General features: G+C 28.4%; 13 protein-coding genes, 4 tRNA genes and 1 pseudogene. 4 read left to right on the top strand and 14 right to left on the bottom strand.

Features of this window, described 5'->3' with window-relative positions; genetic code table 11:
- Positions 1-303 precede the first annotated feature (303 nt).
- From rpoC to murB, 13 genes and pseudogenes are all read right to left on the bottom strand, one after another.
- Complete coding sequence (gene rpoC / locus QZ401_RS00185; protein ID WP_295163947.1) at positions 304-4,548, bottom strand: DNA-directed RNA polymerase subunit beta'; 4,245 nt, start codon at positions 4,546-4,548, stop codon at positions 304-306.
- Between the two features lie 73 nt (positions 4,549-4,621).
- Positions 4,622-8,650, bottom strand: a complete 4,029-nt coding sequence (gene rpoB, locus QZ401_RS00180; RefSeq protein WP_295163945.1) for a DNA-directed RNA polymerase subunit beta — start codon at positions 8,648-8,650, stop codon at positions 4,622-4,624.
- A gap of 204 nt (positions 8,651-8,854) precedes the next feature.
- Positions 8,855-9,223: a 50S ribosomal protein L7/L12 gene (gene rplL / locus QZ401_RS00175; protein ID WP_295163943.1), complete on the bottom strand. Its 369-nt coding sequence runs from the start codon at positions 9,221-9,223 to the stop codon at positions 8,855-8,857.
- A gap of 69 nt (positions 9,224-9,292) precedes the next feature.
- Positions 9,293-9,790, bottom strand: coding sequence for a 50S ribosomal protein L10 (gene rplJ, locus QZ401_RS00170; RefSeq protein WP_158336843.1), 498 nt, complete (start codon positions 9,788-9,790; stop codon positions 9,293-9,295).
- A gap of 245 nt (positions 9,791-10,035) precedes the next feature.
- A complete protein-coding gene (rplA, locus tag QZ401_RS00165) occupies positions 10,036-10,731 on the bottom strand; it encodes a 50S ribosomal protein L1 (RefSeq protein ID WP_295163938.1) in 696 nt (231 codons plus the stop codon).
- Position 10,732: 1 nt separating this feature from the next.
- Positions 10,733-11,161, bottom strand: a complete 429-nt coding sequence (gene rplK / locus QZ401_RS00160) for a 50S ribosomal protein L11 (RefSeq protein ID WP_295163936.1) — start codon at positions 11,159-11,161, stop codon at positions 10,733-10,735.
- Positions 11,162-11,190: 29 nt separating this feature from the next.
- On the bottom strand, positions 11,191-11,736 hold the full coding sequence (nusG, locus tag QZ401_RS00155; RefSeq protein ID WP_295163933.1) for a transcription termination/antitermination protein NusG: 546 nt from the start codon (positions 11,734-11,736) through the stop codon (positions 11,191-11,193).
- Positions 11,737-11,738: 2 nt separating this feature from the next.
- A complete protein-coding gene (gene secE, locus QZ401_RS00150; protein ID WP_295163931.1) occupies positions 11,739-12,122 on the bottom strand; it encodes a preprotein translocase subunit SecE in 384 nt (127 codons plus the stop codon).
- 371 nt (positions 12,123-12,493) lie between these two features.
- Positions 12,494-12,566, bottom strand: a tRNA-Thr gene (locus QZ401_RS00145).
- A gap of 21 nt (positions 12,567-12,587) precedes the next feature.
- Positions 12,588-12,659 (bottom strand) — tRNA-Gly (locus QZ401_RS00140).
- Between the two features lie 7 nt (positions 12,660-12,666).
- A tRNA-Tyr gene (locus QZ401_RS00135) sits at positions 12,667-12,748 on the bottom strand.
- 18 nt (positions 12,749-12,766) lie between these two features.
- Positions 12,767-12,839, bottom strand: a tRNA-Thr gene (locus QZ401_RS00130).
- A gap of 199 nt (positions 12,840-13,038) precedes the next feature.
- Positions 13,039-14,070, bottom strand: a pseudogene (murB, locus tag QZ401_RS00125) (UDP-N-acetylmuramate dehydrogenase); the annotation flags it as partial.
- 148 nt (positions 14,071-14,218) lie between these two features.
- On the opposite strand from murB, the gene metF reads away from it, so the two are divergent.
- Entirely contained in the window at positions 14,219-15,103 is an 885-nt protein-coding gene (metF, locus tag QZ401_RS00120) for a methylenetetrahydrofolate reductase (protein WP_295163928.1), read from the top strand.
- 13 nt (positions 15,104-15,116) lie between these two features.
- Here metF and argE read toward each other — a convergent pair whose 3' ends face one another.
- Positions 15,117-16,262 (bottom strand): acetylornithine deacetylase, encoded by a 1,146-nt coding sequence (gene argE, locus QZ401_RS00115; protein ID WP_295163927.1) that lies wholly within the window; start codon positions 16,260-16,262, stop codon positions 15,117-15,119.
- A 187-nt stretch (positions 16,263-16,449) separates the two neighbouring features.
- Between argE and argC the strand changes: the two genes are divergently transcribed.
- From argC to QZ401_RS00100, 3 genes are read left to right on the top strand one after another with little or no spacing between them, the layout of a single operon-like run.
- A complete protein-coding gene (argC, locus tag QZ401_RS00110; protein WP_295163925.1) occupies positions 16,450-17,454 on the top strand; it encodes an N-acetyl-gamma-glutamyl-phosphate reductase in 1,005 nt (334 codons plus the stop codon).
- Between the two features lie 18 nt (positions 17,455-17,472).
- Positions 17,473-18,246, top strand: coding sequence for an acetylglutamate kinase (argB, locus tag QZ401_RS00105; RefSeq protein WP_295163918.1), 774 nt, complete (start codon positions 17,473-17,475; stop codon positions 18,244-18,246).
- Positions 18,247-18,274: 28 nt separating this feature from the next.
- A complete protein-coding gene (locus QZ401_RS00100; protein ID WP_295163916.1) occupies positions 18,275-19,480 on the top strand; it encodes an argininosuccinate synthase in 1,206 nt (401 codons plus the stop codon).
- Positions 19,481-19,490: the final 10 nt, after the last annotated feature.

The raw sequence follows: 19,490 nt of genomic DNA, 5'->3' as shown, positions 1-19,490 counted from the left end.
AATTGATTGAAAAAAAAAGATTTAACTTTTAAAATTAAAATATATAATATATCCTAAAATAGGTAAAAAGATAGTATAAATAAAGCATATACATATGTTTTTAAAATCGTCTATTTATCAAAATATATTTAATAAAACTTATTAAATTATTTATTTTTAATATAAGTAACTAATTTATTTTTTTTTAATTATTTATTAAACCAAATTTATAATTTTTAAATTTTTTTTTAGAATAATAAACGCTATTTTTTTATATTTTGGCTGCTTTTAAGAGCAGCCATAGTATAATTATTTTAAAATTATTTATGTATGATCATTTTGTATAAGAGTGGAATTTAACAGTTCTGATAAACTTGCAGATGCTTCCTCTGCACTAACTTGAGAAGAAGAATTATTATTAGGTATTATTTGATTGGTATTTATTGTATGACGACGATTTAAACGTTCTTTATGATATGCATATCCAGTACCTGCAGGTATTAAACGTCCAACAATAACGTTTTCTTTTAATCCTCGTAATTCATCTTTTTTTCCTGCAACTGCAGATTCTGTTAAAACTCTAGTTGTTTCTTGAAAAGAAGCAGCAGATATGAAAGATTCAGTGGCAAGAGATGCTTTAGTAATTCCCAACAAATCTCTTGAAAAAGTTGCTGGTGTTTTATTTTGTTTATTTAAAATGCGATTTGAAATTTTTATTCGAGAAAATTCTACTTGTTCTCCATCTAAAAATTCTGAATTTCCTGATTTAATTATAGTAGCTTTTCGAAGCATTTGTCTAATTATCACTTCAATGTGTTTATCATTAATTTTGACACCTTGTAAACGATATACTTCTTGTACTTCATTTACAATATATTTGGTTACAGCTTGTACTCCTCTTAAACGAAGAATATCATGTGGTGATTCTGGTCCATCTGATATAACATCACCTCGTTCTACTCTTTCTCCTTCAAAAACATTTAGTTGTCTCCATTTTGGAATCATTTCTTCATACGCGTCGTTTCCGTCTACAGGGGTAATAATTAATCTTCTTTTACCCTTTGTTTCTTTTCCAAAAGATATAATTCCACTTATTTCAGCTAAAATTGCTAATTCTTTTGGTCGTCTAGCTTCAAATAAATCAGCTACTCTTGGTAATCCACCAGTTATATCTTTAGTACCTCCTGATTCTTGTGGTACTCTTGCTAAAGTATCGCCAGAACTAATTTGTACTCCGTCATTAAGCTGAACGATGGCTTTACCAGGTAAAAAATACTGTGCTGGCATTTCTGTTCCTGAAATAAGTACATCATTTCCATGATAATCAACAATTTTCAATGAAGGTCTTAAGTCTTTTCCAATTGCCATTCTTTCCGCTGTATCTAGTACGACTATAGAAGATAATCCTGTTAGTTCATCAGCTTGTCTTGTAATACTTTGACCATCTATCATATCTACAAATCGAACAAAACCATTAACTTCGGTAATAACAGGTATAGTATGCGGATCCCATTTTGCTACTGTTTCTCCAGAATTCACTTCTTCACCGTGTCCCTTGGCCATAATTGCCCCATAAGGAACTTTGTAACTTTCCTTCGTTCTTCTAAAACTATCAATTATATTAAGTTCTACATTTCTTGAAGTTATAACTATTTTACCTGAAGAATTAGTAACAGATTTTGCATTGTTAAGATTAATGATACCTTTATTTCTTATTTGAATACTAGATTCAGTGGCAGCTCTTGATGCAGCACCACCAATATGGAAAGTTCGCATAGTTAATTGTGTACCTGGTTCTCCTATAGATTGTGCAGCAATAACTCCTATTGCTTCTCCCTTATTAACTAAATTACCTCGTGCTAAATCACGACCATAACAGTATGCGCAAACACCAAAATCAGTTTCACAATTTACTACTGATCTTACTTTTACAGTATCTATGGAATTTCTTTCTAAAAGATTACACCATTGCTCATTTAATAAAGTATTTCTTTCGATTAATATATTTTCTGTATTAGGAACTAGTATTTTTTCTGCTGTAACGCGTCCTAAAACACGTTCACGTAATGGTTCTTTTACATCTCCTCCTTCTATCAAAGGAGTCATTAAAATTCCTTTATGAGTCCCACAATCATTTTGTGTAACAACTAAATCTTGTGCAACATCTACCAAACGACGTGTTAAATAACCAGAATTAGCTGTTTTTAATGCTGTATCAGCTAAACCTTTTCGTGCTCCATGGGTTGAAATAAAGTATTGTAATACATTCAAACCTTCTCTAAAATTAGCTGTTATAGGTGTTTCAATAATTGACCCATCTGGTTTTGCCATTAATCCTCGCATTCCTGCTAATTGACGAATTTGTGCTGCAGATCCTCTAGCTCCTGAATCGGCCATCATAAATATACTGTTAAAAGAGATCTGTTTTTGTTTCTCTCCCTTTTTATTCAATACAGATTCTGTAGATAAATTTTCCATCATTGCTTTAGCTACTCTTTCATTAGCTGCTGCCCAAATATCAATAACTTTATTATATCTTTCACCTGCTGTAACCAATCCAGATTGAAATTGTTCTTGTATTTCAGCCACTTCAATTTCTGCTTCATGAATAATATTTGATTTTTTTTCAGGTATAACCATGTCATCAATACCAACTGAAGCTCCAGATCTTGCTGCATAGGCAAAACCTGTATACATAATTTGATCAGCGAAAGCAACAGTAGGTTTTAAACCTAAAATACGATAACAAGTATTCAACATTTTAGAAATATCTTTTTTTCCTAAAGTCTGATTAACAATACTAAATGGAAGTCCTTTTGGAACAATCATCCATAAAATAGCTCGTCCTATGGTAGTATTAATTATTTTTTTTATGGGAGTAAAACTTTGATCTTTATTTTTTTTATGTTCTATTATACGTACTTTAACTAGAGAATGTAATTCTGCAATTCCTAAACGATATACTTTTTCAGCTTCATTAGAACCGTTTAAAAACATTCCTTCTCCCTTCCCGTTTATTTTTTCACGAGTCATATAATAAAGTCCTAAGACTACATCTTGAGATGGTACGATAATTGGTTCTCCATTGGCTGGAGAAAGTATATTATTTGTAGACATCATTAAAGCTCTAGCTTCTAATTGAGCTTCTAGAGTTAATGGAACGTGAACAGCCATTTGATCTCCATCAAAATCAGCGTTATAAGCAGCGCAAACTAATGGATGTAGTTGAATAGCTTTTCCTTCTATTAAAACTGGTTCGAATGCTTGTATTCCTAATCTATGTAATGTAGGGGCACGATTTAAAAGAACAGGATGTTCTCGAATAACTTCGTCTAGTATATCCCATACTATCGCTTCTTCTCTCTCAACCATTTTTTTTGCAGCTTTAATGGTGGTTGCTAGTCCACGTACTTCTAATTTTCCATATATAAATGGTTTAAAAAGTTCTAACGCCATTTTTTTAGGCAAACCACATTGATGTAAATGAAGATAGGGTCCTACAGTAATAACTGATCTTCCTGAATAATCAACACGTTTTCCGAGAAGATTTTGTCGAAATCTACCTTGTTTTCCTTTAATCATATCTGCTAATGATTTTAGAGGTCTTTTATTAGAACCGGTAATAGCTCTTCCTCTTCTCCCATTGTCTAGTAAAGCATCTATTGCTTCTTGCAACATTCTTTTTTCATTTCGAACAATGATATCAGGTGCTGCTAAATCTAATAATCTTTTTAGTCTATTGTTTCTGTTAATAACTCGACGATATAAATCGTTTAAATCAGATGTTGCAAATCGTCCTCCATCTAATGGTACTAATGGTCTTAGATCTGGTGGTAATACTGGTAAAACAGTCAGAATCATCCATTCTGGTTTATTGTGAGATTGTACAAAAGATTCTAATAATTTAATTCTTTTAGTTAATTTTTTGCGTTTTGTTTCAGAGTTAGTATCGTTTAGTTCTGTTCTTAAGTTTTCACATTCTTTTACTAAGTTTATATCTTTTAGTAAAAATTGAATTGCTTCTGCCCCCATGGTTGCATGAAATTCGTCTCCAAATTCTTCTAATGCATCTAGATATTGTTCTTCAGTTAAAATTTGACGTTTTTCGAGATTTGTCATACCTGTTTCAATAACAACATAAGATTCAAAGTAAAGTACTCTTTCAATATCTCTTAAAGGCATATCTAATAATAAGCCTATACGTGATGGTAATGATTTTAAAAACCAAATATGAGCTGTAGGAGAAGAAAGTTCTATATGACCCATTCGTTCACGTCTAACTTTACTTTGTGTAACTTCAACACCACATTTTTCACAAATGACACCTCGATGTTTTAATCTTTTATATTTTCCGCATAAACATTCATAATCTTTCACTGGACCAAAAATACGTGCACAAAATAGTCCATCTCGTTCAGGTTTAAATGTACGATAATTAATAGTTTCTGGTTTTTTAACTTCACCAAATGACCAGGATCTAATCATATCAGGTGATGCTAGTGAAATTTTAATAGCATCAAAATCTTCAGTTTTAGTTTGGGCTTTTAAAAATTTTAGTAAATCTTTCACGCATGAGCTCTCGTTGGAGTGAAATTTTTGAAGGTGGTAAATCTATAATTTTTATTTTAGATTGTTTTAAATTTTATTCATTTTCTAATTCAATGTTAATGCCTAATGAACGAATTTCTTTTAGTAACACATTAAATGATTCTGGCATTCCTGGTTCCATTTGATGATTACCATCTACAATATTTTTATACATTTTAGTTCTTCCGTTAACGTCATCAGATTTTACAGTTAGCATTTCTTGTAACGTATAAGAAGCTCCATATGCTTCTAATGCCCAAACTTCCATTTCACCAAAACGTTGTCCACCGAATTGAGCTTTTCCTCCTAATGGTTGTTGAGTAACCAAACTATAAGAACCAGTAGAACGCGCATGCATTTTATCATCTACTAAGTGATTTAGTTTCAGCATGTACATGTAACCAACAGTAACAGGCCTTTCAAATTGTTCTCCAGTTCTTCCATCAAAAAGTGCGATTTGACCAGAAGTAGGTAAATTAGAAAAATTTAACATTTGTTTAATTTCATTTTCTTGTGCTCCATCAAATACTGGAGTTGAAATAGGCATTCCTTTTTTTAAATTTTTTGCTAAATCTAATATTTCTTCATTTGAAAAATCATCTAAATTAACTTTTTGTCGTAGATTTTCTCCTAAGTCAAAAGCTTTTTGAATAAATTTTCTTAAATTAGTAACTTTTTCTTGTTGTTTAAGCATATTGTTAATTTTATCACCAATACCCTTTGCTGCCATACCTAAATGTGTTTCTAATATTTGTCCAATATTCATACGAGATGGAACTCCTAAAGGGTTTAAAACAATATCTACTGGTATGCCGTTTTCGTCATACGGCATATCTTCAACAGGATTAATTTTTGAAATTACCCCTTTATTTCCATGTCGTCCTGCCATTTTATCGCCAGGTTGTATTTGACGCTTTACAGCCAAATAAACCTTAACTATTTTTAATACTCCTGGTGCAAGATCATCTCCTTGTGTGATTTTACGGCGTTTTATTTCTATTTTTTTTTCAAATTCTTTTTTTAATCTATTATGTTGATATAAAAGTTTTTCTATTTCTTTTTTTTTGTTTTGATCTTTAATTTCTATTTTAAACCATTTTTCATAAGGTAATTTATTTAAATAATCTTCTCCGATATTAAAAGAAATAAGAGTTTTTTTAATTCTTGAAAACAAACTTAGTTCAAATATTTTAAATTCTTCTGTTAGATCTTTTTTTGCTTTTTTAAGTTGCATATTTTCGATTTCGAGAGCTCTTTTATCTTTTTTTACACCATCTCTAGTAAAAACTTGTACATCAATCACTGTTCCAGATACTCCATTAGGAACTCTTAACGAAGAATCTTTTACATCTGAAGCTTTTTCACCAAAAATTGCACGCAATAGTTTTTCTTCTGGTGTTAGTTGCGTTTCTCCTTTAGGAGTTACCTTTCCTACTAATATATCTCCTCCAGTAACTTCAGCTCCAATATAAACTATTCCTGATTCATCTAATTTAGATAATGCTGCTTCCCCTACATTCGGTATATCGGAACTAATTTCTTCTGGTCCTAATTTAGTATCTCTAGATATGCAAGACAATTCTTGGATATGAATTGTTGTAAATCGATCTTCTTGTACAACTTTTTCTGAGACTAATATAGAATCTTCGAAATTGTATCCATTCCATGGCATAAAAGCGACTCTCATATTTTGTCCTAATGCTAATTCGCCTAAATCAGTTGACGGTCCATCTGCTAAAACATCACCTTTATTAATTTTTTCTCTTAATTTCACACATGGTTTTTGATTGATACAAGTATTTTGATTAGATCGAGTATATTTAGTTAAGTTGTAAATATCTATTCCAGCTTCTCCTATATATGTTTCTTTTTCATTTACTTTGATAATTATACGAGAAGCATCTACATATTGAATAGTACCTCCTCTTTTTGCTACTACTGTTACCCCTGAATCAACAGCTACTGCTCTTTCCATTCCAGTGCCTACTAAAGGTTTATCAGTTTTTAGAGTAGGAACAGCTTGACGTTGCATATTTGCACCCATCAACGCTCTATTTGCATCATCATGTTCAAGAAAGGGAATTAAAGAAGCTCCGACAGATACAATTTGTTGAGTAGAAACATCCATGTAATCAACTTGATTAGAATTAAATAAACTAGATTCACCTTTATGTCTACAGGTGACTAAATCATCAATAAAATAATTATTTTTATCTATATTAGTATTAGCTTGTGCAATAATATAATTTCCTTCTTCTATTGCAGATAAATAGTGAATTTCATTAGTAATTAAACGATTTTGCACTTTTCGATAAGGTGTTTCTAAAAATCCATATGAGTTTGTTCGAGCATATACTGATAAAGAATTTATCAATCCAATATTTGGTCCTTCTGGTGTTTCTATAGGACATACTCGTCCGTAATGAGTAGGATGCACGTCTCTAACTTCAAATCCTGCTCTTTCTCTAGTTAGACCACCAAGTCCTAATGCTGAAATTCTTCTTTTATGTGTAATTTCTGATAATGGATTATTTTGATCCATAAATTGAGATAATTGGCTAGAACCAAAAAATTCTTTAACAGCAGCAGATATTGGTTTTGCATTAATCATATCTTGTGGCATGAGAGTATCTAAATCACCTACAGACAATCGTTCTTTAACTGCTCTTTCTACTCTTACTAAACCAATTCTAAATTGATTTTCTGCCATTTCTCCTACTGATCTAATTCGTCTGTTACCTAAGTGATCAATATCGTCTACTTCTCCTTTTCCATTTCTAATATCAATTAATTTTTTTATTACATCTATAATATCTTCTTTATTTAAAGTACCTTTTCCTTCAATTTTTTTACGCAGTAGAGATCGATTAAATTTCATTCGACCTACTGGAGAAAGATCGTATCTATCTTCCGAAAAAAACAAATTTTCAAATAAATTTTCTGTTGCTTCTTTGGTAAGAGGTTCTCCAGGTCGCATAACTCGATAAATTTCCATTAATGCACTCATTCTATCGTTAGAAGAATCAATACGTAGTGTTTCAGAAATATAAGGACCATGATCTAAATCGTTAGTGAAAAGTGTTTCAATAGAGAAAAAATGAGATTTTTTTAATTTTGTTAATGTTTCTAGAGATAATTCTGTATTAGCTAAAATAATTATTTCACCTGTTTTAGGATCTAAATAATTTTTAGATACTATCCTTCCTAAAATATATTCTACTGGTACAGTAATAGAATTTATTTTATTTTTTTTTAATTCTTGAATATGTCTTGCGGTAATACGACGACCTTTTTTGACATATGTTTTTCCATTTTTTTTAATATCAAAAGACGCGGTTTCACCGCGAAGTCTTTCAGAAACGAGTTCTAGTTGAATTTTATTATTATTTATATTAAAAATATTTTTTTCAAAAAATAAATTTAATATTTCTTCTGTATTATAGTTAAGCGCTCGTAGAATAATAGTTACTGGTAGTTTTCTTCGTCTATCAATTCTTACGAATAAATTATCTTTTGGATCAAATTCAAAATCTAACCAAGATCCCCGATAAGGAATAATACGTGCGTTATATAAAACTTTTCCTGAAGAGTGTGTTTTTCCTTTATCGCTATCAAAAAATACTCCAGGACTACGATGTAATTGAGACACAACGACTCTTTCTGTACCATTGATTATAAAAGTTCCATTATTAGTCATTAATGGTATTTCACCCATATATACTTCTTGTTCTTTAATGTCTTTAACAGTCGGTTCTAGAACATCACGTTCATAGATAACAAGACGTAATCTTACTCTTAAAGGTGCTGAATAAGTAGCACCTCGTATTTGACATTCTTTAACATCAAATATTGCATCACCTAAACGATAATTTACATATTGAAGTTCAGAATTTCCATTGTAACCACATATGGGAAATACAGAACGGAAAGCTGCTTCTAATCCATGCTGACCTTCTGGGTCTATTTTTATAAATTTTTTAAAGGAGTCGAGTTGAATCGAAAGAAGATATGGTATATCCAAAACTTGCGGACGTTTTCCAAAATCTTTACGAATACGTTTTTTTTCGGTATAAGAGTAAACCATGGGGTTCCTAAGCTCGCTGACAGATAAATTAAGACTAAAATTGTCTTTCTGTCTGAAGGAGAGACAGTTTTTATTTTTAATAGATTATTTTTAAAATTGAAAATTTTTACTTAAAATTATCAAAACACTATTCATATCAAAACGGCTGGTGAATTAAAAACACCAGCCATAATATGAAGGTTAACTAAAAAAAATATATAATATTTATTTAATTTCGATTTCAGCTCCAGCATCTTCTAAAGTTTTTTTAAGAGATTCTGCGTCATTTTTACTCATGTTTTCTTTTAATACTGTTGGTGCAGATTCTACTAAATCTTTAGCTTCTTTTAATCCTAAACCAGTTGCACTACGGACACTTTTTATTACTGAAACCTTATTGGGGCCAATAGCTTTTAGAAAAATATCAAATTCTGTTTTTTCTTCGATGGTACTTTTTTCATTATTGTTATTAGCATTTATAGACATGTTTGCAGAGACTCCAAACTTTTTTTCCATCGCGGAAATAAGCTCTACAACATTCATAACAGACATTTCTGACACGGCTTCTAAAATTTGTTCTTTAGTAATAGACATAGCAATCATTCCCAATGACAAATAGAATTATTTTAGATATTTAATAATACATCAAAAATAATAATTTTTTTAAGAGGTTTCTTTTTTCTCTTTTATAGCAGATAATGTATAGATAAGTTTACCAGCAATTGATATTTTTAGTACTAGTAAAAGTTTTCTTATTGCTTCTTCATAAGTAGGCATATCTGCGAGTTGATTAATTTCTAATTCAGATAATAATTTACCTTCAAAAACAGCTCCTGTAATTTTAAATTGTTTATTTTTTTTTTCAAATTCTTTAAATAATCTTGCACCGCTTCCTGGATGTTTTGTAGAATAAGCAATAAAAGTAGAACCTTTTAATTTTTTTTTTAAACATTCAAAAGCAGTATTTTCAATAGCTAAAGATAAAAGAGTGTTTCGAACTATACTCATTTCAACGCCAACTTCACGGCCAGATTTTCGAAGTTGATTGATTTTATTAACAGATATACCTTGAGAATTAGCGATGATTGCTGATAGTGCTAAATTAGAAATTTGATTTATTTTGGAAACGATTGTTTTTTTTTTACTAAGATTTAAAGCCATTTATCGTATTCTCCTATAATTTGATGGAGAGAAAAGATTTTTATTTATTAAAATTTTTGTTAATTATTATATAATAATAAAATTTTTAGTATTATCGTATAATACGATTTTAAAAATTTATTAAATAATAATATTGAAATTTAGATGTTTTAAAATGCTCAATTAAAATTAATTTTGGAATTTTTAAAAAATGGGGCTATTATTATAGATAAATTTTTTTCTATCGTAAAGTAAAAAAGATTTAATTAAATAGATAAACTAGATTGATCAAGCATTAATCCTATACCCATAGTGTTTGATAAAACGATTTTTTTTATGTATATTCCCTTTGATTGAGGCGGTTTTGCTTTTTTTATAGATTCTAAAAAAATATTAAAATTTTCTTTTATTTTGTTTTTTTCAAAGTTTATTCTTCCAATCGTAGCATGAATAATTCCATTTTTATCATTTCGGTAACAAACTTGTCCTGTTTTAGCATTTTTAATAGCTTCTTCAATATTTGTTGTTACAGTACCTAATTTTGGATTAGGCATTAAACCTCGAGGTCCTAATATATGTCCTAATTGAGTGACAATTTTCATAGCATCTGGTGAAGCAATGGCTGTATGGAATTTAATACCTTCTTTTTTTATTTTTTCAGCTAAATCTTCCATTCCTATAAATTCTGCGCCTGCCTTTTTTGCTATTTTAATATTGTCGCCTTGAGTGAACACAGCTACTTTAACGCAACGTCCTATTCCATGTGGTAATATTGTTGAACCGCGAATGTTTTGATCTGATTTCTTTGGATTAATCCCCAAATTAATAGCAACATCAATACTTTCAGTAAAATTTACATTTGATGATTTTTTTAGTAATTGTATTAATTCATCAATACAATATAGTTTTTCAAAGTTTATATTATTTTTAATTTTCTTCATGCGTTTATTAATTTTTTTCATTTTAGTCCTCAACAATTAAACCCATAGATTTAGCTGTTCCTTCAATAGATCGCATCATGTTTTGAATATTTGCACCAGTCATATCATTTTTTTTAGTTTTTGCTATTTCTTCAATTTGTAATTTTGTTATTTTTCCTATTTTTTCTATTTTTGATTTGCTAGAACCTGATTTTATTCCAGCTGCTTTTTTTAATAAAACAGACGCTGGAGGTGTTTTTGTGACGAATGTAAATGAACGATCAGAATATACGGTAATAATTACTGGTATTGGTAAACCTTTTTCTATATTTTCTGTTTTTGTATTAAATAATTTACAAAATTCCATAATATTTACTCCTTTTTGTCCTAATGCAGGCCCTATTGGTGGACTAGGATTAGCCATTCCTGCAGCAACTTGAAGTTTTATATAAGATTGTATTTTTTTTGCCATTTTTGAATTTCTCTTTAAAATAGAAAGTATTAATTTTTTTCAACTTGTCTAAAATCTAACTCTACAGGAGTTGCTCTACCAAAAATAGAAACAGATACTTTTAATCTGCTTTTTTCATAATCTACTTCTTCTACAACACCATTAAAATCTGCAAATGGACCATCATTAACACGAACCATTTCTCCTGGTTCAAATAAAGTTTTTGGTCTTGGTTTATCTCCAATTTGACGCAATCTATTAATAATAATTTCTACTTCTTTATCGCTAATTGGTGATGGCTTATCTGATTTTCCTCCTATAAATCCTAATACTCTAGGAACATTTCTTATCAAATGCCAAGTGGAATCTGTCATAATCATGTGAATTAAAACATATCCTGGAAAAAATTTGTATTCGCTTTTTCTACGTTGTCCACCTCGGATTTCAATTACTTCTTCTGAAGGAATCATGACTTCTCCGAAGAAATCATCCATTTTATTTAATTTAACATGCTCTTTTATTGATTGTGCCACTCTACCTTCAAAACCAGAAAAAGCTTGTAATACATACCATTTTTTTTTTAAACTCTCGTGCATTTTTAAAACCTTAAACTGATAATAAATGCTATTAAACGAAATATGATACTATCAAGGCCCCACAAAAACAGAGATATTACTATTGTTACAGAAATAATAATAAACGTGGTATATAAAGTTTCTTTATATTGAGGCCAAATTATTTTTCTCATTTCGTTTTTTGATGCATTAATATATAAAAAAATATCTTTTACTCTTTTTGTATATATAGTTATGATAATTGCAAAACCAACTAATAAAGTAATTATAGATGTACGAGTAAAAAATCCTATTTTATCAAAAAAACTATTGATAAAAAATGATGTAATAAGAATTAAAATTATAAAAAACCACTTTATTTTTTCTAGATTTTTGGCTTTTTTTTGATTAGGAATGCGAATTTTCATAGTTTCTCTTAAAAATTATAAAAATAAAATAATAATAATAGAAAAAATATGTTAACTTTTCTTAGATTTTTAATATGTTTTGAAAATATTTATTTTATTTGTATCATATTCAGTATGTATTATTTTATATTTTACATATTATTATATATTTAATTTTATTATTACATATTTAATTTAAAAAAAAACTATCAGCTATCTAGTAATAGAGATGTTTTAGTATAAGTGAATTTAGAAATATAGAAAATCTTAAAAGGTGAGATTTTTTTTGGTTTAATGATTTAAAAATAATTACTTTTTTTTAAAATTTGAATAAAAATTACTAGATGATTTTATATATAAAATTTATATATATAAAAAAATAAATAATTCTGTGCTGATACCCAGAATTGAACTGGGGACCTCACCCTTACCAAGGGTGTGCTCTACCTACTGAGCCATATCAGCAAGCTTTATAATACTTTTTTAAGCGGGCAGCGGGAATTGAACCCGCATCATCAGCTTGGAAGGCTGAGGTAATAGCCATTATACGATGTCCGCATTTTTTTGGTGGGAGAAGGATTCGAACCTTCGAAGTCTTAGACGGCAGATTTACAGTCTGCTCCCTTTGGCCGCTCGGGAATCCCACCTTTTTTTATATTTAATTATGCCGGCTACCGGAATCGAACTGGTGACCTACTGATTACAAGTCAGTTGCTCTACCTGCTGAGCTAAGCCGGCTTTTTTATTATTTTATTATAGTAAAATATTTAAATAGTAAAACATTTAAATAAGTTTTACTTTTTATATTATATAATTTTTCATTTTTATTGCAAGTTTTTTTAAAAAAATAATTTTTTAGGTAAATACTTTGAAGTTTTAAACTATCTAGATAAAATTTTGTTTAAAGATATGAATTAAAAAAAATTATTGAAATATTTTATAATAATTTTATTCTACCTGAAGAATTAATAAAATCTACCTCAGGTTCTAAGTATATTTCGAATTTTTTTAAAATACATGTTTGTATTTTTTTAGCTAATGTTAAAATTTCTTTTGAATTTGCATTTTTTAGATTAATTAATATAAGTTTTTGTTTTTTATAAATTGCTGCGTTGCCAATTTGAATATTTTTAAAATTATATTTTTCAATTAACCAAGCAGCAGAAATTTTTACAAAACCGTTATTTTGAATATAATGTGGTACATTGATGTATGAAGATAAAATTTTTTCTGCTTTTTTAAATGTAATAATAGGATTTTTAAAAAAACTTCCTGCATTTCCTAATTTTTTAGGATCAGGTAATTTTTTTTTTCTTGTTTGACATACTATGTTAAATATTTTATAAGCATTTATTTTTAATAATTTTTTACTTTTCAAAAGTGATGGAAAAATAATAGGTTTCCAATTTTTCTGTATTTTTATACCGACTGCAATAATTGCATATCCGTGATTATATTTATATTTAAAAATACTACTTCGATAAGAAAAATTACATAAGTTTTTTTTAAATCTAATTGTTTTACCATTTTCTAGAGAAATAATATCTACGTATTGACATATATTTTTTAATTCTAAACCATAAGCACCAATATTTTGAATAGCTGCTGATCCTACTGAACCAGGAACTAAAGCTAAATTTTCTAATCCAAAGAGACCCATTCGTAACGTGTATTTAACTAAATCATGCCATTTTTCTCCTGAAAAAACGTGTAATAACCAAACATTTTGTTTTTCTTGAATTTTTATTCCTTTTATTTGGTTGATAATAACTATTCCTTTATAGTTTTCTAAAAAAAGAACATTGCTGCCTTCACCTAAAATTATATAAGGAAGATTATATAATTTACATGTTTTCCATATCTTAATTAATGATTGAATTGTCTTAACAAAAACAATTTTTTTTGCTGTAACATCTATTGAAAATGTGTTTAAATCTTTTAAAGATCGAGAAGATTTTTTTTTTTATACATAAAATTTTAAATACTAACGTAGTTATTTTTTTAATTTTTAAATAAAATATAATTTTTTAAAATCTAAAAAAGTTAATATAAATTTAATGTATAATATATCAAAAACATTTAGTTTTACATATTAAATTTTAATGGAACTTTTAATAATGAATTTTTTAAACCAATACCATCGAGATATAATTAAGAAAAAATTAGAAAATTTAAATGACAACATTCAATGTTCTTTTGAGTTTTTTCCTCCTAAAAGTTTAGATTCAGAAAAAAAATTATTATCTTCAGTTTTAAAATTAAGTCAATTGAAACCATTTTTTTTTTCTGTTACTTATGGAGCGAATAGTGGAGAACGAGAAAAAACTTATAATATTGTAAAAACAATACATGAACAAACAGGTATTACAACAGCTCCTCATCTCACTTGTGTCGACGCTACATTAAGTGAATTAAAAGAAATAGCAAAATTTTATTGGGAAAATGGTATTAGAAGTATAGTTGCTCTAAGGGGAGATGCGCCAAAAAAATCATATCAACATAAAATATATGCTTTAGATTTAGTTTTATTATTAAAGAAAATTGCTAATTTTGATATTTCTGTAGCTGCTTATCCAGAAATACATCCAGAAGCAAAAAATGCTCAATCTGATATTTTAAATTTAAAAAAGAAAGTTGATGCTGGTGCAAATAGAGCTATCACTCAGTTCTTTTTTAATATTGAAAGCTATTTACGTTTTCGCGACAATTGCATAAAAAATAATATAAATATTGAAATTATACCTGGTATATTACCAATTTATAATTTTGCACAACTTAAAAAATTTTCTAGTATGACTAATGTGAATATTCCTAAATGGATGTTTGAAATGTTTAACGGATTAGATAACGATTTAGTAACTCAGAAAATTATAGGTACAAACATAGTTATAGATATGGTAAAAAGTTTGTCTTATGAAGGAGTAAAGAATTTTCATTTTTACACTTTAAATCAATCAGACGTAGTATATTCTATATGTTATATGTTTGGTTTTCAAAACTAAAAAAATTATTTTTTTAATAACAAAATTTTCTTATTAATTTTTTTATAATTTTTTTAGTAGGTTCGATAAAAGAACAATCTAAATATTCATCTGCATGATGTGCTTGTTCAATAGATCCTGGTCCTAATATTAAAGTTGGTGCAATTTTTTTAAGAAAAGGTGCTTCAGTACAATAATTAGCTGTTATTGGAATTAATTTACATGAACTTTCTATTTTTTTGACGATTATGCTTTCTTTAGGAAATTCATATGGAGGTACAGAAAAAAAAAGATTTTTTAAAAAAATACGATTCGGCCATTTTTTAAAAGTTACTTGTAACATTTCTTGAACTAAAATTTCAATTTGTGTTAAAGTCAATCCGGGTATAGGTCTTATTTCGAATTTTAAATTACATAATGCGCAAATTCGATTAATTGCATTACCTCCATTTATAGAAGAAAAATTCATAGTAGGATATCCGATAGAAAATTCTTTATGACAATATTTTTTTCTTAAATACGTTTTCAATTTAAGTAATTTTTTTATAATTACATGCATAATTTCAATACTGTTAACACCATTAGAGGGATCGCTAGAATGACCAGTATTGCCGATAACATTAATAGAATAAGAGATATGTCCTTTATGTGCTTTTACTAACTGTAAAGATGTGGGTTCTCCAATTATAACACAATCTGGTTTTATACTGGTCGATTTAACAAAATGTCTAGCTCCTGACATATCAGTTTCTTCGTTTGCAGTTGCAAGAATATAAATTGGTTTTTTAATTTTTTTTATATTTATCGAGCATAAAACATCAAGTATAAAAGCAAAAAAACCTTTCATATCTACTGTTCCTAGTCCATATAATTTATTTTTTTGCTTAGTTAGTTTAAAAGGATCTTTTGTCCATGAATGTTCATCGAAGTCAACAGTATCTGTATGTCCAGAAAGTAAAAGACCTCCTGTTCCATTACCAAAAGAAGCTAACATATTAAATTTATTTGTATTCGGAATGTTTTGTGTTTTTATTGAAAATTTTAGTTCAGAAAAATAATTAGATAATAAATCAATTAAAATTTTATTACTTTGATCAAGTGTTTTCTTTTGACTACTAATAGTAGGTATTTTAATTAATGATTCATATATTTCAATAAAAGAAGGTATTTTTCTTATCATTTAAGTGGTTTTTGTTTAGGTAATTTATTAAAATTTCTTAAAATTATAATTTATTTTAATTATTTATAAAACAAAAAATTAAATAAAAAATTTCAATAAAATTTAGTAATTAATAAAATGTATTTTTTTAAAAATTTAACGAATTCATTTTTTTTAATACTTTTTTATTTTTAAGGTTTATTCATTTATGTTGAATGTGTTAATTGTTGGCGCTAGTGGATATGCTGGTGCAGAATTAGTTAATTATATTAACCGTCATATGTTTTCTAAAATTAAAAAAATTTTTGTTTCAGAAAATAGTTCAAGTATAGGTAAGTTGTTTTCAGAACTGCATCAACAATTTACAAATATTATAGATTTACCATTTGAAGCAATTAATCGTTCTACTTTAATTGATAAAGATATTGATGCTGTTTTTTTGGCTACAGATCATCATGTTAGTCATTCTCTCGTGCCTTTTTTTTTATCTCTTAATTGTGTTGTTTTTGATTTATCCGGTGCTTATAGAGTTAAAAATACTGATACTTATCTAAAGTATTATAAATTCTCTCATAAACATCAAGATATTTTAAAACAATCTGTATATGGATTAGCTGAATGGAATCAGAAAGAAATTAAAAAAGCTCAATTAATTGCCGTACCAGGTTGTTATGCAACGTGTATACAATTAGCATTAAAACCTCTTATAAAATCAAACGTTTTAGATAAAAAATTTATTCCTATTATTAATGCTATAAGTGGTGTTAGCGGAGCTGGTAGAAAAGCCAGTATTACTAATAGTTTTTGTGAAGTTAGTTTACATCCATATAATATTTTTACTCATCGTCATACTCCTGAAATCATAGAACATTTAGGCATTCCAGTAATTTTTATTCCAAATTTAGGTTCTTTTTCACGTGGAATTATTGCTACTATTACATGTCAGTTAAATTCTAATTTTAGATTACAGGATATTTATAATTTATATAATTCAGTTTATAAAGAAAAACCATTGATTAGAATATATCAAAAAAACTTTCCCAGTATTAAAGCTGTGGTAAAGTTACCTTTTTGTGATATTGGATTTATAATTAAAGATAAATATATTGTTATTATAGCTGCTGAAGATAATTTATTGAAAGGTGCAGCTGCACAAGCTGTACAATGTTTTAACATTCGTTTTGGATTTTCGGAAATTGAATCAATTATTTAAATGAGGTATTTTTTGATGATGAATCCCTTAGTTATTAAATTAGGTGGAGTTCTTTTAGAAAGTGATGATGCAATGATGCGTTTATTTAAAGCACTCATTGATTATCAAATATCTAACAAACGACATATTTTAATAATTCATGGAGGAGGACGATTAATAGACGATTTAATGAATAAATTATCATTGCCTGTTGAGAAAAAAAACGGCTTACGAATCACCGAATCTGAACATATTAATATTATTACAGGTGCGTTAGCGGGAACTGCTAATAAAATTCTGCTTTCATGGGCGTTAAAATATAAAATAAATGCTGTCGGTTTATGTTTAGCAGATGGAAAAAGTGTAAAAGTAGAAAAATTAGATAAGAATTTAGGGCATGTAGGAAAAGCTAAACCAGGTTCTCCTCTTTTTTTGACAAAATTATGTGAACAAGGTATTTTGCCGATTATTAGTTCTATAGGTATTACAGATGATGGTTTATTAATGAATGTTAATGCAGATTTAGCTGCTATGGCTTTAGCCACTACTTTAGAAGCAAATTTAATTTTATTATCTGACATAAGTTCAATATTAGATGGTAAAGGTCAAAGAATTCCAGAAATAAATTCTTCTCAAGCTAAAAGATTAATATCTCAGGGTATTATTACTAATGGTATGATTGTTAAGGTTAATGCTGCTTTAGAAGCTGCTCATGTTTTACAACGTCCTATAGATATTGCTAGTTGGCAAAATACAGATGAACTTAAATTGTTATTTGACGGCATAAATATTGGTACTCGAGTTGTAGTATAGTCTAATTATAATAGGTTTTAAAAATATTATGAATAATCTTAAAAAAGTTGTTTTAGCATATTCAGGTGGTTTAGATACTTCAGCAATCATTCCTTGGTTAAAAGAAAATTATCACGTTGATGTTGTAGCTTTTGTAGCGAATATAGGTCAATCAAAAGAAGATTTAAATGGTATTGAAAAAAAAGCACTGCAATCTGGTGCTATTAGTTGCCACGTTTTTGATTTAAAAGAAGAATTCATAAAAGATTATGTATATCCAGTCTTAAAAACAGGTGCTTTATATGAAGGGAATTATTTATTAGGTACAGCAATGGCTAGACCTATTATTGCGAAAAAGCAAGTAGAATTTGCTTCGAAAATTGGAGCAAAATTTTTGTGTCATGGCGCTACTGGTAAGGGTAACGATCAAGTTCGTTTTGAGATCGCTTATGCTGCATTGGCACCTCATATGAAAGTAATTGCTCCTTGGCGTGAATGGAATCTTAATTCAAGAGAATCATTATTAGAATATTTACGCAAAAAAAATATTTCAACGTCAGCAACTTTAGAAAAAATTTATAGTAAAGATGAAAATTCTTGGCATATTTCTACAGAAGGAGGTTTGCTTGAAGATCTTTGGAATAGACCAAATCCAGATTGTTGGAATTGGACAGTAGAACTAGAAGATGCTCCAGAAAAACCAGAATATATTTCACTAATAGTAAAAAAAGGATCTGTTATATCTGTTAACAATGAATATTTAACTCCTTTGAAATGTATACAAAAATTGAATGAAATTGGTTCTAAACATGCTATAGGAAGAATAGATATTGTTGAAAATAGACTTATTGGTATTAAGTCTAGAGGTTGTTACGAAACTCCAGGTGGTACTATTATGACTATAGCACTCAGAGCAATTGAACAGTTGGTTTTTGATCGAGAGAGTTTTAAATGGAGAGAAAAAATTGGTTTAGAAATGTCCTCAGTTGTTTATGATGGACGTTGGTTTACTCCAATTCGTGAATCATTGCAAGCTGCTGCAGATTCTTTATCTTCTGAAGTAAACGGTGAAGTGGTATTGAAACTGTACAAAGGAAATGCGATTCCCGTACAAAAAAAATCTTCAAATTCTTTATATTCTGAAGAATATGCAACTTTTGGTGCAGATGAAGTTTATAAACACTCTGACGCCGAAGGTTTTATTCGTCTTTTTTCTCTTTCTTCTAGAATACGTGCTCAAAACAAGTTAAAATAAAATATGTAAA

The organism is uncultured Buchnera sp. (assembly GCF_913776765.1).
Classification (GTDB): domain Bacteria; phylum Pseudomonadota; class Gammaproteobacteria; order Enterobacterales; family Enterobacteriaceae; genus Buchnera; species Buchnera aphidicola_AO.
The sequence above is the reverse complement of the archived record's forward strand: the minus strand, read 5'-3'. Positions and strand labels throughout refer to the sequence as shown.